The 23817-nt window shown below is 65.5% G+C and carries 19 protein-coding genes and 1 pseudogene; 9 read left to right on the top strand and 11 right to left on the bottom strand.

Translation table 11 applies throughout. The features are described from left to right. Nucleotides 1-206: 206 nt before the first annotated feature. The 3 genes and pseudogenes from A9971_RS33390 to A9971_RS29520 all read left to right on the top strand — a co-directional run. Nucleotides 207-1034, top strand: a pseudogene (locus A9971_RS33390) (MCP four helix bundle domain-containing protein); the annotation flags it as partial. Next, nucleotides 1029-1892: a methyl-accepting chemotaxis protein gene (locus A9971_RS33385; RefSeq protein WP_370059506.1), complete on the top strand. Its 864-nt coding sequence runs from the start codon at nt 1029-1031 to the stop codon at nt 1890-1892. The pseudogene A9971_RS33390 and the gene A9971_RS33385, both read left to right, overlap by 6 nt. A gap of 84 nt (nt 1893-1976) precedes the next feature. Then, entirely contained in the window at nt 1977-3155 is a 1179-nt protein-coding gene (locus tag A9971_RS29520) for a pyridoxal phosphate-dependent aminotransferase (protein WP_015635859.1), read from the top strand. A gap of 100 nt (nt 3156-3255) precedes the next feature. On the opposite strand, the gene A9971_RS29515 is transcribed toward A9971_RS29520, so the two are convergent. From A9971_RS29515 to A9971_RS29485, 7 genes are all read right to left on the bottom strand, one after another. Further along, nucleotides 3256-4041: a hypothetical protein gene (locus A9971_RS29515; protein ID WP_183000366.1), complete on the bottom strand. Its 786-nt coding sequence runs from the start codon at nt 4039-4041 to the stop codon at nt 3256-3258. Between the two features lie 76 nt (nt 4042-4117). After that, nucleotides 4118-4468 (bottom strand): DUF2493 domain-containing protein, encoded by a 351-nt coding sequence (locus tag A9971_RS29510; RefSeq protein ID WP_041752297.1) that lies wholly within the window; start codon nt 4466-4468, stop codon nt 4118-4120. Next, on the bottom strand, nt 4456-6159 hold the full coding sequence (locus tag A9971_RS29505) for a Na/Pi cotransporter family protein (protein ID WP_011061633.1): 1704 nt from the start codon (nt 6157-6159) through the stop codon (nt 4456-4458). Before A9971_RS29505 ends, A9971_RS29510 begins: the two co-directional genes overlap by 13 nt. A 28-nt stretch (nt 6160-6187) precedes the next feature. Continuing rightward, nucleotides 6188-6388, bottom strand: coding sequence for a hypothetical protein (locus A9971_RS29500; protein ID WP_019095481.1), 201 nt, complete (start codon nt 6386-6388; stop codon nt 6188-6190). Between the two features lie 126 nt (nt 6389-6514). After that, nucleotides 6515-9226, bottom strand: a complete 2712-nt coding sequence (mgtA, locus tag A9971_RS29495) for a magnesium-translocating P-type ATPase (protein ID WP_047287087.1) — start codon at nt 9224-9226, stop codon at nt 6515-6517. Between the two features lie 283 nt (nt 9227-9509). Further along, complete coding sequence (locus A9971_RS29490) at nt 9510-9800, bottom strand: hypothetical protein (protein ID WP_011061630.1); 291 nt, start codon at nt 9798-9800, stop codon at nt 9510-9512. A 410-nt stretch (nt 9801-10210) separates the two neighbouring features. Beyond that, a complete protein-coding gene (locus A9971_RS29485) occupies nt 10211-10561 on the bottom strand; it encodes a hypothetical protein (protein ID WP_011061629.1) in 351 nt (116 codons plus the stop codon). Nucleotides 10562-11107: 546 nt separating this feature from the next. On the opposite strand from A9971_RS29485, the gene ltnD reads away from it, so the two are divergent. The 6 genes from ltnD to A9971_RS29455 all read left to right on the top strand — a co-directional run bounded on the left by ltnD (nt 11108) and on the right by A9971_RS29455 (nt 17732). Continuing rightward, on the top strand, nt 11108-12013 hold the full coding sequence (gene ltnD, locus A9971_RS29480) for an L-threonate dehydrogenase (RefSeq protein WP_011061628.1): 906 nt from the start codon (nt 11108-11110) through the stop codon (nt 12011-12013). A gap of 10 nt (nt 12014-12023) precedes the next feature. Beyond that, nucleotides 12024-13316: a 3-oxo-tetronate kinase gene (gene otnK / locus A9971_RS29475; RefSeq protein ID WP_183000365.1), complete on the top strand. Its 1293-nt coding sequence runs from the start codon at nt 12024-12026 to the stop codon at nt 13314-13316. After that, nucleotides 13313-13951, top strand: coding sequence for an aldolase (locus tag A9971_RS29470; RefSeq protein ID WP_011061626.1), 639 nt, complete (start codon nt 13313-13315; stop codon nt 13949-13951). Before otnK ends, A9971_RS29470 begins: the two co-directional genes overlap by 4 nt. A 186-nt stretch (nt 13952-14137) precedes the next feature. Continuing rightward, nucleotides 14138-15601 (top strand): GntP family transporter, encoded by a 1464-nt coding sequence (locus A9971_RS29465; RefSeq protein ID WP_011061625.1) that lies wholly within the window; start codon nt 14138-14140, stop codon nt 15599-15601. Between the two features lie 21 nt (nt 15602-15622). Further along, nucleotides 15623-16405: a 2-oxo-tetronate isomerase gene (gene otnI / locus A9971_RS29460; protein WP_053158899.1), complete on the top strand. Its 783-nt coding sequence runs from the start codon at nt 15623-15625 to the stop codon at nt 16403-16405. 259 nt (nt 16406-16664) lie between these two features. After that, a complete protein-coding gene (locus A9971_RS29455) occupies nt 16665-17732 on the top strand; it encodes an alpha/beta fold hydrolase (RefSeq protein WP_053158897.1) in 1068 nt (355 codons plus the stop codon). A 76-nt stretch (nt 17733-17808) separates the two neighbouring features. On the opposite strand, the gene A9971_RS29450 is transcribed toward A9971_RS29455, so the two are convergent. The 4 genes from A9971_RS29450 to A9971_RS29435 all read right to left on the bottom strand — a co-directional run bounded on the left by A9971_RS29450 (nt 17809) and on the right by A9971_RS29435 (nt 23784). Further along, on the bottom strand, nt 17809-18621 hold the full coding sequence (locus A9971_RS29450; protein ID WP_183000364.1) for a DeoR/GlpR family DNA-binding transcription regulator: 813 nt from the start codon (nt 18619-18621) through the stop codon (nt 17809-17811). A gap of 272 nt (nt 18622-18893) precedes the next feature. Beyond that, on the bottom strand, nt 18894-19637 hold the full coding sequence (locus A9971_RS29445) for an ABC transporter substrate-binding protein (protein WP_183000363.1): 744 nt from the start codon (nt 19635-19637) through the stop codon (nt 18894-18896). Between the two features lie 74 nt (nt 19638-19711). Continuing rightward, the gene (locus tag A9971_RS29440; protein ID WP_183000362.1) at nt 19712-21295 is read right to left on the bottom strand and encodes a hypothetical protein; all 1584 of its coding nucleotides are present in this window, start codon (nt 21293-21295) and stop codon (nt 19712-19714) included. Next, nucleotides 21292-23784 (bottom strand): phospholipase D family protein, encoded by a 2493-nt coding sequence (locus A9971_RS29435; protein WP_183000361.1) that lies wholly within the window; start codon nt 23782-23784, stop codon nt 21292-21294. The genes A9971_RS29440 and A9971_RS29435 overlap by 4 nt, the downstream gene beginning before the upstream one ends. Between the last annotated feature and the right edge of the window lie 33 nt (nt 23785-23817).

The following is a 23817-nucleotide window of genomic DNA, read 5'->3' as shown; positions in this document are numbered from 1 at the left end:
GAGCCAGGGTCGAAAACGGTGGCTGAGGGGCGATGCTGTAGCGCTTTATCGATTCACTTCGCGTTGTGTTGTATCAGCAGTGATACACCGGTCACATTCAGAAATATTTTTAACAATCAGCCATATGAAAGCTCAAGTTCGGCCGATATCTCTGACAGGCCCGCGGACTTCCAACAGCGCGGCGCCCCACGTCGGCACAGCCCCTGATGCGCCGACGGCTCAACGGCATGGATGCCTGTCGCCCGTTCTCCCTCGAGAGTCGTCCTATGTCCTTGCGTAACCTGAATATCGCCCCTCGTGCTTTCCTCGGTTTTGCCTTCATTGCCTTGCTGGTCGTGGTGCTGGGGGTGTTTGCGGTCAATCGCATGGCGGTGATCCGCGAAGCCTCGATGGACATGGAAAGCAACCAGCTGCCCAGTGTCGGCTTTCTCGGCAACCTCACCGAGAACGTGCTGCGCCTGCGGATTCTTTCCTTCCGTGTGCTGGTGAACCGCGAGCCGGCAGGCCTGGCAGAAGCCCAGACGCGCATCGGCGTGCTGGTGGACAACGCCAGAAAGGCCCAGGCCAGCTATGCGGCCTTGCCGGCGGGGCCGCAGGAGGCTGCGTTGTACAAGACCTTCGCTACGACCCTGGACAACTACCTGCAGGCGCAGAACGAGATGCTCGAACTGTCGCGCCAGAACAAGCTGGATGAAATGCGCAGCCTGATCAATTCGCGGATCAAGGAAGGCACAGACCAGATGGGCGAGCAGTTGAACCAACTGATCGCGATCAACGCTGCTGATGCCACGAGCGCTTCCAAGGCTGCCGGCGAGCACTACAGCAGCGCCATCGCCGGGATTGTGGCGGTGGCTGTGCTTGCCGCGCTGCTGACCATTGTTCTGGCGCTGTTGCTCACCCGCAGCATCGTCACCCCCCTGAACAGGGCCCTGAATGCCGCTCAGGTGATCGCCGGCGGCAACCTGCGCCAGGCCATCGAGGTCGATGGCAAGGACGAGCCGGCGCGGCTGTTGCAGGCCCTGGCCGAGATGCAGGCCAGCCTGCGCCGCACCATCGAGCAGATCGCCGGCTCGGCGACCCAGCTGGCCTCGGCCTCGGAAGAACTCAGCGCGGTCACTGAAGAGGCTTCCCGCGGCTTGCAGCAGCAGAACAACGAGATCGAACAGGCGGCCACCGCGGTCAACGAAATGACCGCCGCGGTGGAGGAGGTGGCGCGCAACGCGGTGTCCACTTCCGAGGCTTCCCGGCAGTCGACCCAGGCCGCTCGCGAAGGTCGCGACCGGGTGGTGGAAACCGTGGACGCGATCCAGACCATGACCCACGACGTGCAGAGCACCTCGGTGATGATCGAAGGCCTGGCGACCCAGGGCCGGGATATCGGCAAGGTGCTGGACGTGATCCGGGCCATCGCCGAGCAGACCAACCTGCTGGCCCTCAACGCGGCCATCGAGGCGGCTCGTGCTGGTGAGGCCGGGCGCGGCTTTGCGGTGGTGGCCGACGAGGTGCGGGCCCTGGCCCATCGGACCGCCCAGTCGACCCAGGAAATCGAGAAGATGGTGGCCGGCATCCAGAACGGCACGGGCGACGCGGTGGAGTCGATGCAGCAGAGCAACCAGCGTACCCAGAGCACCCTGGAACTGGCCCGTGCCGCGGGCGTGGCCCTGGAGCAGATTGCCGAATCCATCAACCAGATCAACGAGCGCAACCTGGTGATCGCCAGCGCCTCGGAAGAGCAGGCGCAGGTGTCCCGCGAGGTGGACCGCAACCTGGTGAACATCCGCGACCTGGCCACCCAGTCGGCGGCCGGGGCCAACCAGACCAGCGCCGCCAGCCATGAGTTGTCGCGCCTGGCGGTGGACCTGAACGCTCTGGTGGCGCGTTTTGTGATCTAAGCGTCCAACGGCGCTGGCGCTCGCTCGACGAGTGCCGCGCCAGCACCTAGGGTTCTGGCTGAAGCATCTTTCATGGAGAAAGCGATGCGCTATTCAGCCCTGACCCAACGGATTGCCGGAGAAGGTTCCGCCGCCTGGGATATCCATTACCGAGCTTTGGCCTTGCGCGAGCAGGGGCGCGATGTGCTGTTGCTGACCATCGGCGATCCGGATTTCGACACCCCCCGGCCGGTGGTCCAGGCGGCCATCGACAGCCTGCTGGCCGGTGACACCCACTATTCGGACGTGCGCGGCAACCTGGCGTTGCGCAGTTGCATCGCCCGTTGCCACCACCAGCGCACCGGGCAGATCGTCGATGCCGAGCACGTGGTGGTGCTGCCGGGGGCGCAGTGTGCGGTGTTCTCCGTGGCCCAGTGCCTGCTGGGCCCTGGGGACGAGGTGCTGGTGGCCGAGCCCATGTACGTCACCTACGAAGGGGTGTTCGGTGCCTGTGGCGCCACCGTGGTGCCGGTGCCGGTACGGGCCGAGCAGGGCTTTCGCCTGGACCCGCAGGAAGTGGCGGCGCGCATCAGCCCGCGGACCCGGGCCATGCTCATCAACAGCCCCAACAACCCCTCCGGGGCCAGCCTGTCCCTTGATGACTGGCAGGTCCTGGCGCGGTTGTGCATGGAGCATGACCTGTGGCTGGTTTCCGACGAGGTCTACGGCGACCTGCTGTACGAAGGCCAGCACCTGAGCCCGGGCGGTCTGCCGCGAATGGGTGGGCGCACCGCCACCATCAACAGCCTGTCCAAGTCCCATGCCATGAGCGGCTGGCGGGTGGGCTGGGTGATCGCTCCGCCGGTGCTGGTCGGGCACCTGAGCAATCTGGCCCTGTGCATGCTCTATGGCCTGCCGGACTTCATCCAGAATGCGGCAGTGGTGGCGCTGACCCGCGAACTGCCGGAACTGCCACAGATGCGCGAGGAGTACCGCCAGCGCCGCGACCTGGTGTGCACGCTGCTCGGGCAGTGCCCGGGCTTGCGGCCAGTGCTGCCCGATGGCGGCATGTTCGTCATGGTCGACGTACGCCGCACCGGGCTGGGCGCCCAGGCGTTCGCCGAGCGACTGCTGGAGGGTTATGGGGTTTCGGTGCTGGCGGGCGAAGCCTTCGGCCCCAGCGTGGTCGGGCACATCCGCATTGCCCTGGTGCTGGACCGCGAACGGCTGGCCGAAGCCTGCCGCCGCATCGCCCAGTGCACCGCGCAACTCCTGGCCCTGTAGGAGCCGGCTTGCCGGCGAAGAGGCCCTTGAGTCTTCCATCGCCCTTGCCGACGCTTTCGTTGGCAAGCCAGCTCCTACAGAGGTGGGGCGCTTTCGGGGGTTAGAAGCGCAGGGTCGCGCCGGTGCTCAGCCAGCGATCGCGGTCTTCGGTCAGGTGCTGGCCAACGATCAGGTCCAGGTCCAGGTGCTGGCCCAGGTGCAGGCGCGGGCCTGCCTGCCAGCCCTGTTCGCCGCCGCGTTGGCCGTAGCGCTCGGCAATCAGGGTCAGGCTCTGGGCCAGGTCGTACTCCAGCCCGCTGCCCCAGGCCCAGCGGTGGCTCTGGTCGCCGTCGTCATAGGCGTGGGCCCAGCCGGCATTCAGGTTCAGGCGCAGGCTCGCAACAGGGCTGAAGGTCAGTGGCAGGGCGAGGTCGCCACCGTCGAAGCTGTGGCTGCGGTTCAGGGCCCAGTGGGCGGAGCCGGCCAGGGCCAGTTGCAGGCCCAGGTCTTCACGGTCCAGCAGGGCCAGCTTGACTTGGGGGCTGAGCTGGGTCTCGCCCTGGCCGTCGGCCTGCTGGCGCTGCATCGCGGCCCCCAGTTGCACCCAGGGCAGTTGGCTGAAGGTGCAGGCCGGGGCCACCACGCTGGTGTGGCTGGAGCCCTGGTGGCGGGTGCTCTGGTACCAGACATCGACATTGCATTCCTCGGGAGCGTTGATGGCGCCGTCGTCCACCACGTAGGCGCCGCCGGCGGCCTGAGCCTTGGAGCACAGGGCCAGGGTGGCGGTCGCGCTGGCGGTGAGGGCGAGGAACAGCAGGTTGCGCTTGAGCATGCGGCTTTTCGCGGCAGGCAGAGGGTGGCCAAAGGCGCTGGAACGCGAGGGGCGATGTGGGGTGTGCTTGGACATGGCGGATCTCGTTCTGGGTTGGGGCACCGGTGCATCTGGCGTGCGGGCCGGTGCAGAGGGTGGCGGCTTGGGAGGCTTACTGGTCGGCCATCGACAGAACCTGGATCTGCCGGGCCCGGGCCTGGGCCAGCAGTTCTTCGGTGTCTTCCCCACCGGGCAGGGCGAGGACGATGTCGGGGCGGCTGTCGGCCAGCATGAAGGCGTTGCGCAGGCGTTCGGCGTGCTTGCCATGGCGTTGCCAGTTGGGCGGGTAGCGGACGATGTCGGCGCCGATGTCCCGGGCCCAGTCCTCGATATGGGCGCCGAGGAACTGGCTGCCGCCATGAATCACCACGCGGGTTTCATGCAGGCGCTGAAAGGCGTCGAGGACCTGGCGGCACCGGCGGTCGTCGGCGTAGTAGCGGCCGGCGCAGATCAGGACGCGCATGGGCTGTTCTCCTTTACCGGGCTGATGCTGGTCTCGCCGGGCAGCGGTTCGTTGAGGTAAGCGTGCTCGATGTCCCGTTCACCGGCGCGCTCCAGGGCCGGGTAGGCCAGGGCGGCGATGTGGTGGTGAACCCGCCGGTAGTCGCGCAGCAAGCGCTGGAAAATGTCCCCGGATTCGGCCCAGGCGCCACGGTCTTCGCGCAACTTGCGAAAGTGCTCGCGGCTGGCGGCGGCTTCCAGGCGCCGTACGTTTTCCTTGCGCGCCACCAGTTGGTGGGCGGTGGGCAGGTCTTCGCGCAGGAACACGGTGATGGCCAGGCTCAGGCTGTCCAGCAGTTCCTGGTGCAGCGGGTACAGGGTGCTCAGCTCGAACTCGGAAAACGGCTCGCCACGGCGCAAGCGCCGCGCGGCCAGGTGCGCCAGGCTGGTGGCGAGAATGTCCCCGGCATGTTCCAGGTTGATCACCAGCAGCAGGATTTCCTGGGAGCGGTCGGCATCCTGGTCGCTGATGCCTTCCTTGCCGATATCCGCCAGGTAGGCGCGGATCGCCGCGCTGAGCAGGTCCAGGGACTGATCGATATGGCGCACCTGATCGGCATTGGCCTGGTTGGCGGTGCGAAACAGCTGCAGCACCCGGTCGAGCATGCCCGAGAGCATGTCGGCCATGCGCAAGGCTTCGCGGGCGGCGTTGGACAGGCCGATATTAGCCACTTCCAGGCCGGCTTCGTCCAGGTACAGCGGCATGCCCGGGTCGGTCACCGCGGCCGGGGCCGGCAGCAGCCGGGTCAGCAGCTTGGCCATTGGCCCGGTGAAACCGATGAACAGCAGCGCCAGCACCAGGCTGAAGGCGGTGTGCAGGGCCACCACCAGCAGTGCCGGAGGCAGTTGCTCGATGACGTGCCACTGGCCCAGGGTGGCGATCCAGGGCATCAGCAGCGCCGCTCCCGACAGGCGCACCAGCAGGTTGCCCAGGGGCAGGCGCCGGGCCACGTTGCCGCTGGCGCTGAGCAGCGAGGGCAGGGTGCTGCCGAGGTTGACCCCCAGCACCAGGGCCATGCTGGTGGCCGGCGACAGCAGCCCAGTGCCGGCCAGCGAGGCGATCAGCAGCACCACGGCAACGCTGGAGTGGCACATCCAGGTCAGCAGCAGCGCCACCAGCAGGGCCAGCAGCAGGTCGCCGTCGAGGCTGGTCATCACCAGCTGGAACACCGGGGTGCCTTCCACCGCCCCCAGGGTCGCGCCGAGCATGCCCAGGGCCAGCAGCATCAGGCCCAGGCCGATCAGTGCGCAGCCGATGCTTTCAAAGCGCGAATCGTCCCGCAGGCGAAAGCACAGGAAGCCCGCCAGCAATGCCACAGGTGCCGCCAGCGAGAGGTCGAGGCTGAGCAGCTGGACCACCAGGGTCGAGCCGATATTGGCCCCCAGCATCACCGCCAGCGCCGGGGCCAGGCCCAGGGTGCCGGCGGCGGTGAAGGAGCTGGCCATCAGGCTCACCGCAGTGCTGCTTTGCACCACGCCGGTGATGCCGACGCCGCACAGCAGCGCCAGCCAGCGGTTGTTCAGGTGTTGCCCGAGCCAGTGCCGCAGCGGGCTGCCGAAGCCCCGCAGGAGTGAGCCGCAGATCATCTGCGAGCCCCACAGCAACAGCGCGATGGCGCCGGCCAGGTTGATCAGAAGAGTAGTGCCCGACATGAGTATTCTCCCGGGACTGTGACAGGTTTCAGGCAATCGCCAGGCGCAGCGAGGCGCGAGTGATGGCGGCGCTGAACCCCAGCAGGAAACGCATTTCAACGGCGCTCAGCAGGCCCCGCACATAGAGGCGGATGCTCAGGCGGGCGAGCAGCCTGGCGCAGGCGCACAGGCCGCAGACCAGCAAGGCCTTCAGGCCGCGTTGCAACAGCGAAAAAGGTTTGAAAAACATGGCGATGCTCCTTTCGGGCGAACAGCGTCGCCGTCGACAGGGCGCTGGCCGCGCCGACGGTGGCATCGTTGGTTTGCTGTATCTGGTGCGACCGCCCCGTGGGGCGGTCGCACCGGGCTCAGGCCCTTAGAACCACTGCTTGAAGCGGCGGATGTACAGGGTCTTCATGGTCTGGGCGACCACGCAGTAGCTGAGCAGGGTACCCACCAGCCAAGGGAAGTATTCCCATGGCAGCGGCACCAGGCCGACCATGCTGCCCAGAGGCGAGAAGGGCACATAGATACCCAGTGCCATCACCAGGCCCGTGGCGAGCATGACCGGCAGTGCCGCGGTGCTCTGGATGAACGGGATCTTGCGGGTGCGCAGCATGTGCACCACCAGGGTCTGGGAGAGCAGGCCTTCGATGAACCAGCCGGACTGGAACAGGGCGGCCATTTCCACGCTGTTGGCGGCGAACACGTACCACATCAGGGCAAAGGTGGTGATGTCGAAGATCGACGAGGTCGGCCCGATCCACAGCATGAAGCGCCCGATGTTCTTGGCGTCCCACTTGCGTGGCTTGCTCAGGTATTCCTTGTCCATCTTGTCCCACGGCAGGGCCAGCTGGGAGAAGTCGTACATCAGGTTCTGCAGCAGCAGGTGGATCGCCAGCATCGGCAGGAACGGAATGAAGGCACTGGCCACCAGCACCGAGAACACGTTGCCGAAGTTGGAGCTGGCGGTCATGTTCAGGTACTTCATGATGTTGCCGAAGGTCTCGCGACCCTTGATCACCCCTTCCTCCAGCACCATCAGGCTCTTTTCCAGGAGGATGATGTCCGCCGATTCCTTGGCGATGTCGGTGCCGCTGTCCACCGAGATGCCGACGTCGGCATCGCGCAGCGCCGGAGCGTCGTTGATGCCGTCGCCGAGAAAGCCCACGGTGTGGCCGTTGGCCTGCAATGCCTTGAGCACCCGGGACTTCTGCAGTGGGGTGAGCTTGGCAAATACCGTGCGCTCTTCCACCAGGCGCCCCAGCACTTCGTCGTCCATGCGCTCGATGTCACGACCCAGCAGCGGCTCGCCGACCTCCAGGCCGACCTCGCGGCAGATCTTCGCGGTGACGATGGCGTTGTCACCGGTCAGTACCTTCACGGTGACGCCGTTGTCGCGCAGGGCGGCAATCGCCGGGCCGGCGGTTTCCTTCGGCGGATCGAGGAAGGTCAGGAAGCCTTCGATCACCAGCTCGCGTTCGTCGCTGGCGCTGTACTGGTTCTTGATCTGGTCCCGGGCGATGTCACGGGTGCCCACCAGCAGCACGCGGAAACCGTCGCGGTTGTAGTCTTCGGCCAGTTGCAGCAACTCGGCACGCAGGGCAGCGTCGATGGTCTGGGTGACACCGTTCTTGCGGACCCGAGTGGCGGTTTCCAGCATTTCCTCCACCGCGCCCTTGCACACCAGCAGGTGGTGGCCGCGGGCATCGGCGAGGATGACCGACAGGCGCCGCCGGACGAAGTCGAACGGCAGCTCATCCACCTTGCGCCAGGCGGCAGGAGGGGTGAAGTGCGGGTTCTCCTCGGCGAAGCTGACCACTGCGCGGTCCATCAGGTTCTTCATGCCGCTCTGGTGGTAGCTGTTGAGCCAGGCCAGTTGCAGCACTTCATCGCAGCGGCTGCCGCTGATGTCGACGTGATGTTCGAGGATGATCCGGTCCTGGGTCAGGGTGCCGGTCTTGTCGGTGCAGAGCACGTCCATGGCGCCGAAGTTCTGGATCGCGTTGAGGCGCTTGACCACCACCTTGCGCTTGGCCATGGCCGAGGCGCCCTTGGCCAGGTTGGCGCTGACGATCATCGGCAGCATTTCCGGGGTCAGGCCGACGGCCACTGCCAGGGCGAACATGAAGGCTTCGGCCCAGTCGCCCTTGGCAAATCCGTTGATCAGCAGAACGATGGGCACCATCACCAGCATGAAGCGGATCAGCAGCCAGCTGACGCTGTTGACCCCGCGGTCGAAGGCGGTCTGGGTGCGGGAGCCGACGATGGAGCGGGCCAGGGAACCGAAGTAGGTGCGCGAGCCGGTGGCCACGACCACGGCGGTGGCCGTGCCGCTGACCACGTTGGTGCCCATGAAGCAGATGTTCGGCAGGTCCAGCAGGTCTTGCTGATCGGCGGCCTGGGCGGTGGCGGACTTTTCCTGGACGGCGCCCAGGGTGTCGTACTTTTCAACCGGCAAGGCTTCGCCGGTGAGCACCGCCTGGCTGATGAACAGGTCGCGGGATTCGATCAGGCGGATATCGGCAGGGATCATGTCACCGGCGGACAGCTGGATGATGTCGCCCACCACCAGGTCGCGCATCGGCACTTCACGCACCCGGGCCTGCATGCCCATCTGCTCGCGGCGCAGTACGGCGGCGGTGGTCCGTACCATGGCCTTGAGCGCTTCGGCGGCCTTGGCCGAGCGGTGTTCCTGCCAGAAACGCATCAGGCCGCTGGCCAGCACCATCACCAGGACGATGATGACCCCGGTGAGATCGGTTTCTTCGCCGGCCTGCAGCGGCAGCCAGAAGTCGGTGAAGAAACTGATACCGGTCAGGGTCATCAGCACATAGATGAAAGGGTTGTTGAAAGCCTGGAGCAGCTGCACCAGAGCGTGTGGCGGACGGTCGTGGGCGACCTCATTGTGGCCGTCCCGTTGCAGGCGGCCCTCGGCATCCAGTTCAGTGAGGCCGGCGGTGGTGGAGTTGACGTTGGCCAGGGTGACGGCCAGGCCGTTCTGGGCTTCGCGGGCGGCACGCATCGACAGCTTGTTGCTGTCACTGGTGGCGCTGGTGTTGCGGGAAGTTGGGGTTTTTACAGTCATGGTCTGTGCTCCTGCCGCCTGCTTGCGGCACGACACAGCAACACTCAACTAATTAAAGGCGAGCGAAAACATGTCGAGCCGCAGGTTAGCGATCGATTTTGATCTTGGCGTTTTTCAGGTTTTAACGTTCGCTGCCCAAACAATGAAGTTGTATGGGCAGCGAACCTACTACTGGCCTCTTCCATAACTTTCTCCAGTAACTTTATTAACTGACAGGCACTAGCACGCCGCCGAACTTAAACTTTTAAAGTTCGTTTGCAAACAACGGAAAGTTACCGCTGGTTCAGGCTGAGCTGCGTGCCCCGAGGTACAGGCCGAAGATCAGTCCGGCCTGCTGCAGGAGCAGGGCAGCGCCCCGACTCTGCGGGTCCTGGCTATCGTCGAAGCTCCAGCGTTGCTGCAACTGCCCGGTCATCGGGCAGACGCGCCAATTGGCTCGCAGGGCGGTCGAGGGGGTGGGGGCGGCACGAGAAAACGGCGAGCGCGCCAGAACCTTGGGCTCACGGCACAGCTTGACCCGCATGGTGGCGGCGAAGGCGCGAACGCCTGGCATTACAGAGGAAGTGAAGTGCATAACATTTGCCTCGCGACCGGACTGGCTCCGGGGGAGGCAAGTTACGTTGGAGCGTCAAGCCCTAGCGCAGCTTACCCGACCGCGGAGTCGAGTCCCGTCATTTTCAGGGTTAAGTGCCTGGCTCTGCGCAGCGGCAGTGACCAGACAGCGTCTAGATACTGTGTCCATTGGCTTCTTTAGTGAGTTAAACAAAGGGCCGTAATTACCGGCCCGCGCAATTTACTCAGGAGGGGGGCTGGAGTCAAGGTTAAATTGCCCTGAATCATTGGTCAGTTACGAAGTTTCAGGTGAGGTTCAGCTAAGGGTGGGAATTAGCTGATGCGAGAGGCGGATATATATAAGTTTCATATAAAGAAAGTGCCCATGACAGATGGGGATGTCATGAGCACTGAATATAGCGACGAGGATTATCAGTGCAGCAAGTGCTGGGAGATATCCTTGTAGGTCGCGCTATCGGTGGCCGCCATCAACTGCCGGCCATCCTTGAGGGTGCCGATGAAGGTCACTTCGTTTTCCGTACCCGCCATCAGGTACCCGGCCAGGGCGCCCACCGGGCCCAACAGCATGGCGCCGGCAATGCCGTAGCCCAGGGCGTCCTTGTTGGTGATGGGGCTTTCGCTGGCGATCTCCAGTGTCTTGAAGGCCGATGCCTTGACCTCGACGCCGTTGCTGTTGAATACCGTCTTGAGCCTGAAGGTGCCGTGCCGGTACTCGCCGGCGCCTTGCAGGAAATCACCTGATAAAACCTCAATCTTTGCCATGTTGAATCATCCTTATCCAAGCATAACCAGACAGGCCATTGAGCTCTCCGCCAGGGGGAGCGTCAACGGGGTTGCGATGAAGGGTGCTACCGCCAGTCAGCAGCCCTCGTTCATTCAGCCTCGGCCAGGTCACCCCGGGCCATGCTGATCCAGATCAGGGCTGTGAAGGGTTGTAGCAGCCCACGGGGCACCGGCCGTCGGCTTCCGACCAGTGGCTGGCCGGGGCCGGGCGCTCAAGGTTATGTTAAAAAATGTTAGATTGAAAAACTTCTTCACATAATCCGTTCATTGGTGGATGATCGTTCACAGCCAAAGCTCAACCTGATAACAACAGCAACAGGATGGCCATGATGATCGATTCGCTCCTGCCTCTCTCGGCACCTGCCCACGGTGCCATGCACCTTCCGGGCTTGCCGTCTGGCGCTGCGCCTGTTGCTGCCTGTGTTGCATTTGCCGGACCTGCAATCCGGATTTCCCTGTCCTGCCCGGTTCTTGCCCGGCGCCTGTCTGGCGCGGCACAGTCCTGGTCTATTTCTGGAGTCCCCCATGAATAACAACAATGTCGGTGTCATCGGTCTTGGCGCCATGGGCCTGGGCATCGCCCGGTCGTTGCTGCGCAGCGGTTTCAAGGTGCATGCCTGTGACGTCCGTGCTGCGGTCACCGAGCAGTTCGCCAGCGAAGGCGGCGTGGCTTGCGCCTCGGCGGCGCAACTGGCCGGCGAATGCGATGTGATTGTCACCGTGGTGGTCAATGCCGAGCAGACCGAAAGTGTGCTGTTCGGTGAGGGCGGGGCGGCAGCGGCACTGCGTCCCGGCAGCCTGGTGATCGGCTGCGCCACCGTGGCCCCGACCTACGCCGTGGACCTGGGCCAGCGCCTGGAGGCCCTGGGCCTGCTCTACCTGGATGCACCGATCTCCGGGGGCGCGGCCAAGGCTGCCGCCGGCGAGATGACCATGATGACCTCCGGCCCGGCCACCGCTTACGCCAGGGCCGAGGCGATTCTGGGGGGCATGGCCGGCAAGGTCTATCGCCTGGGGGATGCCCATGGCCTGGGCTCCAAGGTCAAGATCATCAACCAGTTGCTGGCCGGGGTGCACATTGCCGCCTCTGCCGAAGCCATGGCCCTGGGACTGCGCGAAGGGGTGGACGCCGATGCCCTGTATGAGGTGATCACCCACAGCGCGGGCAACTCCTGGATGTTCGAGAACCGCGTTCCGCATATCCTCAAGGCCGACTACACACCGCTGTCCGCGGTGGACATTTTCGTCAAGGACCTGGGGCTGGTGCTGGATACCGCCCGGGCCAGCAAATTCCCGCTGCCGCTGTCGGCCACCGCGCACCAGATGTTCATGCAGGCCTCCAGCGCCGGTTTTGGCCGCGAGGACGACTCGGCGGTGATCAAGATCTTCCCGGGCATCGACCTGCCCGTGGCCAAGCCCGATGCCGAGTGAGGAGCCCGTGATGACGATTTCCAATCCACGCCCGTTGCTGGGCTGCATCGCCGACGATTTCACCGGGGCCACGGACCTGGCCAACATGCTGGTTCGCGGTGGCATGCGCACTGTGCAGAGCATCGGCATTCCCAGCGCTGAAGTGGCTGCCGGGCTGGACGCCGACGCCGTGGTGATCGCGCTGAAGTCGCGCACCACTGCGGCCAGCGAAGCAGTGGCCGAATCCCTGGCCGCCCTGCAATGGCTGCGGGACCAGGGCTGCGAGCAGATCTTCTTCAAATACTGCTCGACCTTCGATTCCACCGCGGCGGGCAACATCGGTCAGGTCAGCGAGGCCTTGCTCGAGGCCCTGGGCAGCGATTTCACCCTGGCCTGCCCGGCGTTCCCGGAGAACGGCCGGACCATTTTCCGTGGCCACCTGTTCGTCCAGGACCAGTTGCTCAGCGAATCGGGCATGCAGCATCACCCGCTGACGCCGATGACCGATGCCAACCTGGTGCGGGTCCTGCAATCCCAGACCCGGCTGCCGGTGGGCCTGCTGCGCTACGACAGCATCGCCCAGGGCGTGGAGGCGGTGCGCAGCAGGATCGCCGAACTGCGCGGGCAGGGTGCTGCCCTGGCGATTGCCGACGCGCTGTCCGATGCCGACCTCTATACCCTCGGCGCCGCCTGCGCCGACCTGCCGCTGCTCACTGGCGGTTCCGGGCTGGCCCTGGGCCTGCCGGAAAACTTCCGTCGCGCCGGCAAGCTGCGCGACCTCGACGCTGCAAGCCTGCCCAAGGTAGCCGGTGGCGAAGTGGTGCTGGCCGGCAGTGCCTCCCTGGCCACCAATGCTCAGGTCGATGCCTGGCTGGAAGCCGAGCGCCCGGCCTGGCGCATCGACCCGCTGGCCCTGGCGGCCGGCGAGGCGGTGGTGGAACAGGCCCTGGCCTTTGCCCGGGAGCAGCAGGGCACGGTGCTGATCTACGCCACCAGCACGCCGGAAGAGGTCAAGGCGGTGCAGCGTCAGCTCGGTGCCGAACGTGCCGGAGCGCTGGTGGAGAATGCCCTGGGCGAGATCGCCCGGGGCCTGCGCGACAGCGGCGTGCGGCGCTTTGTGGTGGCTGGCGGGGAAACCTCCGGCGCCGTGGTCAAGGCCCTGGACGTGCGCCTGCTGCAGATCGGCGCGCAGATCGATCCCGGGGTCCCGGCCACCGTCAGCAGTGGCGGCGAGCCCCTGGCCCTGGCGCTGAAGTCCGGCAACTTCGGTGGTCGCGACTTTTTCAGCAAGGCCCTGGGTCAACTGGCGGGAGGTCAGTCATGAGCCGGGAAAACGCTCTGCGCGAAGAAATCTGTGATGTCGGCCGCAGCCTCTATCAGCGCGGCTACACCGTGGGCAGCGCCGGCAACATCAGTGCGCGGCTCGATGATGGCTGGCTGATCACCCCCACCGACATCTGCCTGGGCCGGCTCGACCCTGCAGCCATCGCCAAGGTCAACCTGGCGGGGGAGTGGGTCAGCGGCGACAAACCGTCCAAGACCCTGGCCCTGCATCGCCAGGTGTATGACCGCAATCCCGGGGTGGGCGGGGTGGTGCATACCCATTCCACCCACCTGGTGGCCTTGACCCTGGCCGGGGTCTGGCGCGAGGACGACATCCTGCCGCCGCTGACCCCGTACCAGGTGATGAAGGTCGGGCACATCCCGCTGATCGGCTACCAGCGCCCGGGTTCGCCCAAGGTCGCCGAGCAGGTGGCGCAACTGGCCAACCAGGTGCGTGGGGTGATGCTCGAACGCCTGGGCCCGGTGGTCTGGGAAAGCAGTGTGTCCAAGGCCAGCTACGCCCTGGAAGAACTGGAGGAAACCGCGCGCCTGTGGCTGATGAGCCAGCCGCGCCCGGCACCTCTGGATCAGGCCGCCCTGGATGAGCTGCGGGACGCTTTCGGCGCCACCTGGTAAGCCCGCGACACTGCCAGCGTTTCATGCACGCCAGTCCACGGAAGCCTTCATGAGGCTTTCGCGGGGAGCGGCTTGCCGTTGAAAAACAATAACAACAGGATTTCCCGAGATGAATGACTGCATTTGCTTTACGGGTTCCCGCACCACCAGCACCCCCTGCCAGCCACTGGGTGGAGGGCTTGTGCAATGAGCCCGCTGATTCTGATGATCACCGCCGGGGCCGGTATCGCCCTGTTGCTGTTCCTGGTGCTCAAGTACAAGTTCCAGCCCTTTGTCGCGCTGATGCTGGTAAGCATCCTGGTGGCGCTGGTGGCCGGAGTGAAACCGGCGGAGCTGGTGGCCACCATCGAGGGCGGCATGGGCAAGACCCTCGGCCACATCGCCATCATCATCGCCCTGGGCGCGATGATCGGCCGCATCATCGAGCTTTCCGGCGGCGCCGAGGCGCTGGCCAAGACCCTGATCGAGCGCTTCGGCAACCGGCGCACGCCCCTGGCGCTGACCATGGCCGGATTCATCATCGGCGTGCCGGTGTTCTTCGAGGTCGGGGTGATCATCCTCATGCCCCTGGCCTATGGCGTGGCCCGCAGTGCGCGCAAGCCGCTGCTGGTGTTCGCCTTGCCGATGTGCGCCGCGCTGCTCACCGTGCACGCCTTCCTGCCGCCGCACCCTGGAGCGGTGGCCGCGGCCAGCCAGCTGGGCGCGGACCTGGGCCGGGTGCTGATGTTCGGCCTGCCGCTGACCGCGCTGCTGTGCTACGTGGGCTACCGCGTGGCAGGGCGCATGACCCGGCGCAACTACCCGATGACCGATGACATCCGCGCCGAAGTCTACGGCCCGCACGTCACCAATGAAGACCTCGCCGCCTGGAACAACGGTTCCGAGCAGCCTGCCAGCCCCCAGGCGGTGGCCGCTGTGGCGCACATGGGCCTGGAAGAATCCACCGGCAGCCTGGCGGCGAAACTGCCGCCGGCGCCGCCACCGGGGTTCGGCCTGATCGTCAGCCTGATCCTGCTGCCCATCGTGCTGATCCTGCTGGGCACCCTGGCTACTTCCTTGCTGCCCCTGGAGTCCACCCTGCGCGGGGTGCTGACCGTACTTGGCGCGCCGCTGGTGGCGCTGCTGCTGGACACCTTGCTGTGTGCCTGGCTGCTGGGCTCGCGCCGCGGCTGGAGCCGCAGCCAGGTGTCCGACGTGATCGGCTCAGCGCTGCCCGGGGTGGCCATGGTGATCCTGATCGCCGGGGCCGGGGGGGTGTTCGGCAAGGTGCTGGTAGATACCGGGATCGGTGCCGTGGTCTCCGACCTGCTGCGCACCACCGGCCTGCCGGTGCTGGCCCTGGGTTTTCTGCTGACCATGCTGCTGCGTGCGGTGCAGGGCTCCACTACCGTGGCCCTGGTGACCACCGCCGGGATCATCGCGCCGCTGATCGCCACCCTCAACCTGAGCCCCAACCACATGGCCCTGCTGTGCCTGGCCATGGGCGGTGGCGGGCTGGCCATGTCCCATATCAATGACGCCGGGTACTGGATCTTCACCAAGCTGGCCGGCCTCAACGTCGCGGACGGCCTGCGTACCTGGACCGTGATCACTACCTTGCTCGGCACCTTGGGGTTCTGTATTACCCTGCTGATCTGGCCATTTGTCTGACCCTTTGTCCCAGGAGTTCCCATGCCTCGTTTTGCTGCCAACCTCAGCATGCTCTACCCGGAACATGACTTTCTCGAACGTTTCGCCGCCGCGGCGGCCGACGGCTTCACGGCCGTGGAATATCTGTTTCCCTACGACTACAGCCCCCAGGAGCTGAAACAGCGCCTGGACGACCACGGCCTGCAACAGGCCTTGTTCAACGCTCCGCCTGGCGACTGGGCGGCGGGGGAGCGGGGCATCGTTTCCCTGCCCGGGCGCGAGCAGGAGTTCCGCCAGGGTTTCGACAAGGCGCTGGAATACGCCGCGGTGCTGGGCAACTCGCGGGTCCACGTGATGGCCGGCCTGCTGCCGTCCGAGAACGATCGCCCGCGGCACCACGGCGTCTACCTGGAGAACCTGGCCCACGCCACGGCCCAGGCGGCCAAGGTCGGGGTCACGGTGCTGCTGGAGCCGATCAACACCCGGGACATGCCGGGGTTCTTCCTCAACCGCCAGGACCAGGCCCAGGCCATCTGCAAGGAAGTCGGCGCGGCCAACCTCAAGGTGCAGTTCGACTGCTATCACTGCCAGATCGTCGAAGGCGACCTGGCGGTGAAACTGCGCCGCGACCTGGCCGGGATCGGCCACATCCAGATCGCCGGGGTGCCGGACCGCCACGAGCCGGACCTGGGCGAACTGAACTATCCCTACCTGTTCCAGCTGATGGACGACCTTGGCTACGACGGCTGGGTCGGTTGCGAATACCGCCCTCGTGGCGACACCTCCGCCGGCCTGCAATGGCTGCGGGACTGGCAGGCGCGCTAAGGCTCGGCGGTGTAGCCGCCACTGCAGGTTGCGAAGCAAAAGGTATCTGGGGAGCGTCGCGCAAGGCCCTGGGGGGGGCTTCGCGCATCGCTTTATGTAGCCGCTGCCGCAGGCTGCGAACGAGCCGCAGGCTCGCAGCGACTCCCCGGCCGTCGAGGCCCCTGCGGTGCCTTGCGCAGCCTGCGGCAGCGGCCACAGATGATGCGAAGGCCGCGAACGGCTCGCGATGATACGTAGCGATAAACACAGGAGTTTTCCCATGCAGCGTTTTGCCTGCCGGGCCGCGCTCGGCCTGATTTTGTCCCTGGGCGGTATGTCCCTGGCCGCGGCCGCGAGCTTGCCGCCGGCCACCGAGGGCGATTGGGTGGCCCCGCAATTCACCTTCCACAACGGTGAGCAGCTGGCCAACCTGAAGCTGCACTACATCACCCTGGGGGATCCCAAGCACCCGGCGATCCTCTATCTGCATGGCACCTATCGGCCGGCCAGCGACCTGTTGAGCAAGGATTTTGGTGGTGAACTGTTCGGCCCCGGGCAACCCCTGGATGCCAGCAAGTACTACATCATCGCCACCGACGGCATCGGCGTCGGCCAGTCGAGCAAGCCTTCGGACGGCCTGCGGGCGCGGTTCCCCCAGTACAACTACGAGGACATGGTCCAGGCCCAGTACCGGCTGCTGACCGAAGGGCTGGGGGTCAAGCACCTGCGGCTGATCATCGGCAATTCCATGGGCGGCATGCAGGCCTGGATCTGGGGCCAGAAGTGGCCGCAGATGATGGACGCCCTGGTGCCCATGGCCTCCCAGCCGGGGGAAATGTCTTCGCGCAACTGGATGATGCGCCGCCTGCTGGTGGAGTCGATCAAGCAGGACCCGGCCTGGGAGCAGGGCAACTACCGGCAACAGCCGCCGTCGCTGCGCCTGGCCAACGCGCTGTTCGCCACCGGCACCAGCGGCGGCACCCTGGCCTATCAGGCTCTGGCGCCGACCCGGGCCCAGGCTGACCAGCTGGTGCAGGAGCGCCTCAAGGCCAGCCAGGGCGCCGATGCCAATGACTTCATCTACCAGTGGCAGTCCTCGGCGGACTACAACGCCATGCCGGGTCTGGGCAGGATCCAGGCGCCGGTGCTGGTGATCAACGCCGCGGACGACGAGCGCAACCCGCCGGAAACCGGCACCCTGCAAGCGGCGCTCAAACAGGTGAAAAATGCCCGCCTGCTGCTGATTCCCGCCAGCGCCGAAACCCGTGGCCACGGCACCACCGGCATGGCCCGGTTCTACGCCCGCGAGCTGGGGCAGTTCATGGCCGAGACTGAAAAAAACCGCTAGTGGCTACTGCGGTCTCTTCGTCGCCCGGGAGCAGGTCCTGCGCCACGGGCTGCTGTGGGCCGGGGCTATCGCTGGCTCAGGATTGTGCCGGCAGCAGCAGTTCTACACCGTGCTTGCGGATCCCGTCCGCCGCCGCAGGGGCCAGTGCGGCGTCGCTGATGATGATGTCGAACTGTTCCAGCCCGGCGATCTTGTACATGCTGAAGGTGCCGTACTTGGAGCTGCTGGCCACCAGCACCACCTGGGTCGCCGACTGCATCGCCACCTGCTTGACCTCGACCTTCAGCGCCGATGGCGTGGTGATGCCCCGGCGCAGGTCCCAGGAACTGGTGGAGATAAAGGCCACATCGGTCACCACCTGGCGCAGGGTGGCCACCGCCAGCCCGCCGACACAGGAGTGGTTGGAGTGGTCCAATTGCCCGCCGGTATGGATCACCGTCACCTGGGGCGCGTCCATCAGGGCCTGGGCCACGCCGAAATCGTTGGTCACCACGGTCATCCCCGACAGCGCCTTGATGTAGGGCACGATTTCCAGGGTGCTGGTGCCGGCGTCCAGGTAGACGGTCATGTCCGCGTGCAGCAGGCTCGCCGCCAGCTTGGCCATGGACTGCTTCTGCGGCAGCTCCACCACAGCCTTGGACTGATGGCTGGGCTCGCTGTGCAACTGGCTGGCGATGCGCACCCCGCCGGTTACCGAGTGGGCGCGGCCTTCCTGCTCCAGCAGGGCGATATCCCGGCGCACGGTCATGTGCGAGCAGTCGAACATCTCCATCAACTGATGCACGCTGAGCACCTGGTGCTTGCGCAACTGGCGCAGGATCTGCTCGCGGCGCTGTTCGGGAATCATCGGTGCGCCGCTGTCACTGGCAAGGTCCTTGGGACTGGGCATTGGGGCTCCGGATTGGCGGGTCGGCAAAGACAGAAATGGGCTCGTCATAGTAGCGAAACTCGCCGCGGCGGACGAGATTTACTGCCGTTCATGAGTTAGCACATTCTATCTTGAGGCCGTCGTCAGCTGTCGCTTGAGCAGGCGGGGCAGGAGCGGCCGGGCCTTGCGTTCGATGGACCTGGCCACCATGAACTCGAAGCGGGCCAGGGCCCCGCACTGCGGGCAGTTGACTGTCAGCTGATGGAGCATGGGTACCCATGGGAGAAGGCTTGTCATGGGTGGCTCGATCCATTGGCGCTGCGGTCGATATGCCAGCGCTGTTTGAGCCGTTGCAGGCTGCCATCGCGTTTCATCGCCTCCAGGGCCCGCTGCCAGCGGGCTACCTGGGCGGCGTCGACCTTGGGGGAAAAGGCGATATAGGCGTCCTGGCGCATCAGCGGCATCTGGTAGCTCAACTGATCGAAGGGCATGCCTTCTTCGGCGGCAAAGGTGCTGACGCTCATGGTGTCGGCCACCAGGTATTGCACCCGTCCCATCTGCAGCAGGCGAATCATGATCTCCGGGCTGTCCACGCCCCACAGGTTGTCCAGCCCCTGTTGCTTGAGGTAGCGGTAGACCAGCCACTTGCGCGGTACGGCAATCTGTCCCCGGGTCTGGTGCAGGTCGGTGACTGCGCTGTGGTCGCTGGTACGGGCGTAAAGCGCGGTTTCGGTCTGCATCAGCGGCCCCACCCACTGATAGCGCGACTCGCGCTCGGCCGTGCGCAAAATGGTAAACACCGCGGTGTCTTCGGCCTCGCTGGCATCGCGCAAGGCGCGCAACATCGGCCGTTGCTGAACCTGCACCGGATCGCCGGTGCGTTGCGCCAGGGCTTGCACCACCTCCACAGCGAAGCCCGTTATGTGCTGGCCCTGCTGAAAGTGCAGCGGCGGGTGGTTGTCGGTCAGCATGCGCAGCTCCGCCGCGCTGGCGGTGAGGCTCAACAGCGACAGCATGGCACCCAGAACCCAGTTCATCGCGCACCTTGAGCAGACATGAGAGCAGAGCTTAGTACGCCCCCCCGAAGGGCGTCGCCAGGAACTATCGAGCGTCATTGGTCGGCACACCCATAGAGCAAGGTTTGCGTCTGTTCACACCAACGACGGCGCAGCAGCCGACTGTCGGTCATCAAGGCCAGGGTCGAGTACAGCCGGTCTTCGGTCAGCCCGGGTCGCCAGGCGCTGTCCGTAGCGGACAGCAGGGAAACCAGGCCTTGTTCCTCGAGGCTGATGCGCAGCCTGGGCTTGGCCTCGGTCATGCGGATGGCGGCGATGCCGAAATGCTGGCTCAGCAGGTTGTTCTCGATCAGGTTGAGGACCAGCTCCGACAGGCTGATCTGCTGCTTGCGCTGCAGTGATCGAGCCCAGTACCGCAACGACAGCCGAGCCTGGCCGCCCTGGTCCAGATAGACGCTGTGCTGGGGGCAGGCGCTGAGGTCCTGGGTGATGGCCGCCACCAGAAACAGCAACTGCAAGGCCTCGCTGGCGGCTCGCTCGTCGTGGTTGGCGATGTACCCAAGCAGATGGTCGATGCGCTCGAACAGATCCAGCTCGGCAACCTGCAGCCCCGCCTCCAGCACGTTGGCGGTCTGCGGGGACAAGGCGCGGTAATACTCCACAGCCGCTTGCACCGAAGTGTCGGCCTGCAGTGGGCCGGAGTCGAGGCCGAGCAGTCGGTCGCGCAGTTCCTCACTGCTGTGCAGACCCAGGGCGATCTGCTGTTCCACCCAGCCGAACAGGCTTTCAAAGGCCAGGCGCTGGGCCTGGCGCAACTGCAGGACCCGCCACAGCGCCTGGGTCGGGGCCAGCCCGGCAACCTGCTCGGCGGGAAACTTGGACAGGGGCAGCAGCGCCATGGCCCGGCGCAGCGCTGGCAGGCTGGTTTCGCTGCCCAGCACCTGCAACGTGGCGCGGATCAGGTCGATGGAGCACTCTCGGTGGCCGGCCCTGGGGTTCTTCGCCGTCCCTGGGGGCGGGTAGAACTCCTCGCGAAACACCTGCGCTTCCTGGGCGCTCGGCCTGTTGCGATCCCACTTCAGGTGCACCGCGTTGGCCTGTTCGACGCTGCCCTGCAGGTCTTCAAGGGAGGTCAGCCACGGATACAGCGCCAACCTGCGCAAACCCTTATCCAGGGCCCTGGCCAGTGCTTCGCCGGCCTCGGTGACGCCGTAGGTGCCGTCGGGTTTCGGCCAGGCCAGGCCCAGGCCGGTGTCGGGCTTGAACGACGGTCCGTACTGCACCGCATCGAACCAGCTGGGGCCGCGATGCCAACTTTTGAAGTCCAGGGTGAAAGGCCCGTTGCCGGGCGGGCGGTACTGGCCATTGCCGGCCATGTAGGTACCGTCCTCGACCAGCTGATGGCTCCAGCCGAACAGCACCTCGATCTTTTCCCTGAACCGTTCGAAGCGTTGACCCACGGGCAGCTCGCCGCAGTAGGGTTCGCAGTGCTGATTGAAGACCCACACCGCCCAGCACATCACCGAGTAGGGGCGAATCCACTGGGTACGGTTGTTGATCCCGGGCATGAACTGGTCCATCAGTTCCAGGTTGGCTTGTCGCAGTCCGAGGTAATCCACGCCGCCGCTCTCACGCACGGACGGGGAGACGAAAAAGGCGCGTTGAGGCAATGGGTTCATGGTTCGAGTGACACCATCAGGGCCTGGCAATACTGGCATTGGTTGATGCGGCGTTGCTTCAGGCGGGCAAGGGCTTCGCGCTCCACCGGGGCGTAGCACCAGCGGGTGTTGGGGCAACTGCTGATGGTGCGATGGTTGACGCGGTAGTAACCCGGCCGGGAGCTGTGGGGGGAGTGGATGTGTTGCAGCGCGATGATCTCTTGCGGGGTGAAACGGTCCGCCGGCAGGCGTTGCTGACGGGCCTGTTGACGATCTTCGATGTAGCTGCAGAGCAGCGCCCGCAAGGTGCTGGTTTGCTGCACCGCGTCCAGGGCCGCCAGGGCTGCGCAGACCCCATGGTCCACCAGTTGTTGCGCCGCTTCCTGGGTGAACCAGCGTTGCGCCAGGCGCCGGGCCTGGACGAAGTCCACGGCCCCCTGGCAGTAGCGCTCCAGGTACTCATGCAAGGTGGTGGTGTCCAGCGCCCCCAGGGTTGCCGGGGAAGCCTGCTTGCCCGGTAGCGCCAGGGTGGCGGCCAGGCCGTAGACCGCTTCGTCTACCAGCGGGCGATCTTCGGCGGCCAGTTGGGCGTGGTCCACGCAGTTGAGCCAGCGCTGGGCAAAATCCCGGGCATTGGCCGGTAGGTGCAGGCGACGCAAATAGAAGTCCAGGGCGACATGGCACCAGACATACAACAGCTGGGCTTTCTTGCGGCTGCTCAGGCCCTTCAGGTTGACCAGGCTCTGCAGGGTCTGGTTGAACTCGTTGATCAGGTTGGGAGAGGGCAGCGATTCGAGGTCGAGGTCCGACGCTGGATCGAAGTCGCTGTCTTCTCGGCCATCGTCCAGTTCGATGATAGGTGCTGCATAACCGCGCCCCTCGGGTTCTTGCTCGGGGGTGGCATGGTGCAGCAAGCCAGCGATGGCCTGGAGTAGCGCCCAACTGCCGTTGCGGCCGGCAGCAGCGTTGGCCACGGTCGGCAGCCAGTGGCGATGGCGCTGGGTCGGCTGCGGGGCGGGCGGCTGTGTGCCGGCTGGCGGGTTGACGGGCGTCGTGGTGGATTCAGTGCTCAGCGGCGCATCGGGCTCTTCGGGCAGCTTTTGCGCATGCACCACCAGGCAGTTGAGCAGGATCTGCAGATCGCCCTGGGCTTCGTTGCCCCCCAGCAGTCGGCCCAGGGCTGCGCAAAGGCTGCGAATCGGCAGGGGCATGCTCAGGTAGGCGTCGATGCTGACCCAGCCTCGGGCGCTCTGTGTTTCGCGCTCCAAGCGCAGTTGCAGCCCCTCGTCCAGCCTGGAGTCCAGGGCCTGCTGCAGCGGCCAGACGAAGTCGCCTTGCGCGGTCAGTTGCAGCGGCGCCAGTTCGAGGACTTCTTCGGCGCATTCCAGGGTCGCCAGCCATTCCCCTGCAAGCGGTGGCTGACCGATCAGCCGGCCTTCCAGCTGCTGCTCTTCGTTGAGGCGTGCATAGACGCACAGGGTCGCCTCCTGGTCCTGGCGCTCGAAGGCATCGGCTTCATAGCGCGGCGCTTCGACGGGCTCCCAGCACTCCTCCGTGGCGCTATCGAGCTTGCGCAGCACGGCCACTTCCACGTTGTCGGTGCTGTCCATGGAGGTCCGGGTGGCGTTCACGCTGCCGGTCAGGGTCCAGCTCTCGGTGCCGCGCAATTCCAGCCACTTGGCGTGCAGCCGACGCTGGTTGTGGTCGACCCTGGGCGTTACCCAGTCGATCTTGACTGGCCAGTCCCTGGTCTGCTCCAGGGGAAAGGAGCAGACGCCGTTGCCTGGAACCCCCACGGTGAGCCGAGGGATGCCCAAGGTCTTGAGCAGATGGCCCAGGGATTGTCCGTCGCGGCTGTGGAAGGGTGAGAGCAGCAGCAGGCTGTGCCAGCGCCGGCCTGCGGCGCGCTCGATCAATTGTTCGGTGATGGCAGTGTCCAGGGAGTGCAGCAATTCCACCGGCTGCGGTGGAGCCTGATCATGAAATTGCTGGCTGAGGGCCCGGGCCCGTTGAATGAAGGGCAAGAGGGCGCTGTCGTCGGCGATCTGCAGGTGCGGCTGGGCGCAGAGACTTTCCAGGAAGTCGGCGAAGTCGGCGAAGGCTCCCGGCTGCTCCCCGGCGCTGAGGACTTCCAGCACCTCGACATTGCGGCCGTGGCCACCAAAGGTCAGGTTGCCGCTGCCGACCATCAGCAGGTCTTGGTCCTCGCCGCGCAGGTAGGTGATCTTCGGGTGGAAAATGCCGTCCTTGGCCCGCACCGGGATCAAGGCGTAGTCCTTGCCCACGTGCCGCGCCCGCAACTCCATCATCGAGCCGCGGTAACCCTGGATATCCACCAGCAGGGTGACTTTTTCACAGCCGGCTTCGCGCAGTCGGGGCAGCACATAGCTTTCGAAGTAGGTCAGGCTCAGGGCATAGGTGGTGAACAGCGCCTCTTTCCACGGGCCGTTTTCGATGAAGTGCAGCGGCGACGGTCCGTTGGGGCCAGGGGTGTTCGGGGGGGACGCCATCGTGCTCTCCAGTCCATGGGTCGAGGCTCAAGT

This window comes from Pseudomonas sp. UME65, from assembly GCF_014170225.1.
Classification (GTDB): domain Bacteria; phylum Pseudomonadota; class Gammaproteobacteria; order Pseudomonadales; family Pseudomonadaceae; genus Aquipseudomonas; species Aquipseudomonas protegens.
This window is presented reverse-complemented; position numbering and strand designations above follow the sequence as displayed.

Excerpts from the sequence above, each read along its gene's own strand:
- A9971_RS33385 (WP_370059506.1), top strand. The coding sequence starts at position 1,029 with ATGCAGGCCAGCCTGCGCCGCACCATCGAGCAGATCGCCGGCTCGGCG.
- A9971_RS29520 (WP_015635859.1), top strand. The coding sequence starts at position 1,977 with ATGCGCTATTCAGCCCTGACCCAACGGATTGCCGGAGAAGGTTCCGCC.
- A9971_RS29515 (WP_183000366.1), bottom strand. The coding sequence starts at position 4,041 with ATGTCCAAGCACACCCCACATCGCCCCTCGCGTTCCAGCGCCTTTGGC.
- A9971_RS29510 (WP_041752297.1), bottom strand. The coding sequence starts at position 4,468 with ATGCGCGTCCTGATCTGCGCCGGCCGCTACTACGCCGACGACCGCCGG.
- A9971_RS29505 (WP_011061633.1), bottom strand. The coding sequence starts at position 6,159 with ATGTCGGGCACTACTCTTCTGATCAACCTGGCCGGCGCCATCGCGCTG.
- A9971_RS29500 (WP_019095481.1), bottom strand. The coding sequence starts at position 6,388 with ATGTTTTTCAAACCTTTTTCGCTGTTGCAACGCGGCCTGAAGGCCTTG.
- mgtA (WP_047287087.1), bottom strand. The coding sequence starts at position 9,226 with ATGACTGTAAAAACCCCAACTTCCCGCAACACCAGCGCCACCAGTGAC.
- A9971_RS29490 (WP_011061630.1), bottom strand. The coding sequence starts at position 9,800 with ATGCACTTCACTTCCTCTGTAATGCCAGGCGTTCGCGCCTTCGCCGCC.
- A9971_RS29485 (WP_011061629.1), bottom strand. The coding sequence starts at position 10,561 with ATGGCAAAGATTGAGGTTTTATCAGGTGATTTCCTGCAAGGCGCCGGC.
- ltnD (WP_011061628.1), top strand. The coding sequence starts at position 11,108 with ATGAATAACAACAATGTCGGTGTCATCGGTCTTGGCGCCATGGGCCTG.
- otnK (WP_183000365.1), top strand. The coding sequence starts at position 12,024 with ATGACGATTTCCAATCCACGCCCGTTGCTGGGCTGCATCGCCGACGAT.
- A9971_RS29470 (WP_011061626.1), top strand. The coding sequence starts at position 13,313 with ATGAGCCGGGAAAACGCTCTGCGCGAAGAAATCTGTGATGTCGGCCGC.
- A9971_RS29465 (WP_011061625.1), top strand. The coding sequence starts at position 14,138 with ATGAGCCCGCTGATTCTGATGATCACCGCCGGGGCCGGTATCGCCCTG.
- otnI (WP_053158899.1), top strand. The coding sequence starts at position 15,623 with ATGCCTCGTTTTGCTGCCAACCTCAGCATGCTCTACCCGGAACATGAC.
- A9971_RS29455 (WP_053158897.1), top strand. The coding sequence starts at position 16,665 with ATGCAGCGTTTTGCCTGCCGGGCCGCGCTCGGCCTGATTTTGTCCCTG.
- A9971_RS29450 (WP_183000364.1), bottom strand. The coding sequence starts at position 18,621 with ATGCCCAGTCCCAAGGACCTTGCCAGTGACAGCGGCGCACCGATGATT.
- A9971_RS29445 (WP_183000363.1), bottom strand. The coding sequence starts at position 19,637 with ATGAACTGGGTTCTGGGTGCCATGCTGTCGCTGTTGAGCCTCACCGCC.
- A9971_RS29440 (WP_183000362.1), bottom strand. The coding sequence starts at position 21,295 with ATGAACCCATTGCCTCAACGCGCCTTTTTCGTCTCCCCGTCCGTGCGT.
- A9971_RS29435 (WP_183000361.1), bottom strand. The coding sequence starts at position 23,784 with ATGGCGTCCCCCCCGAACACCCCTGGCCCCAACGGACCGTCGCCGCTG.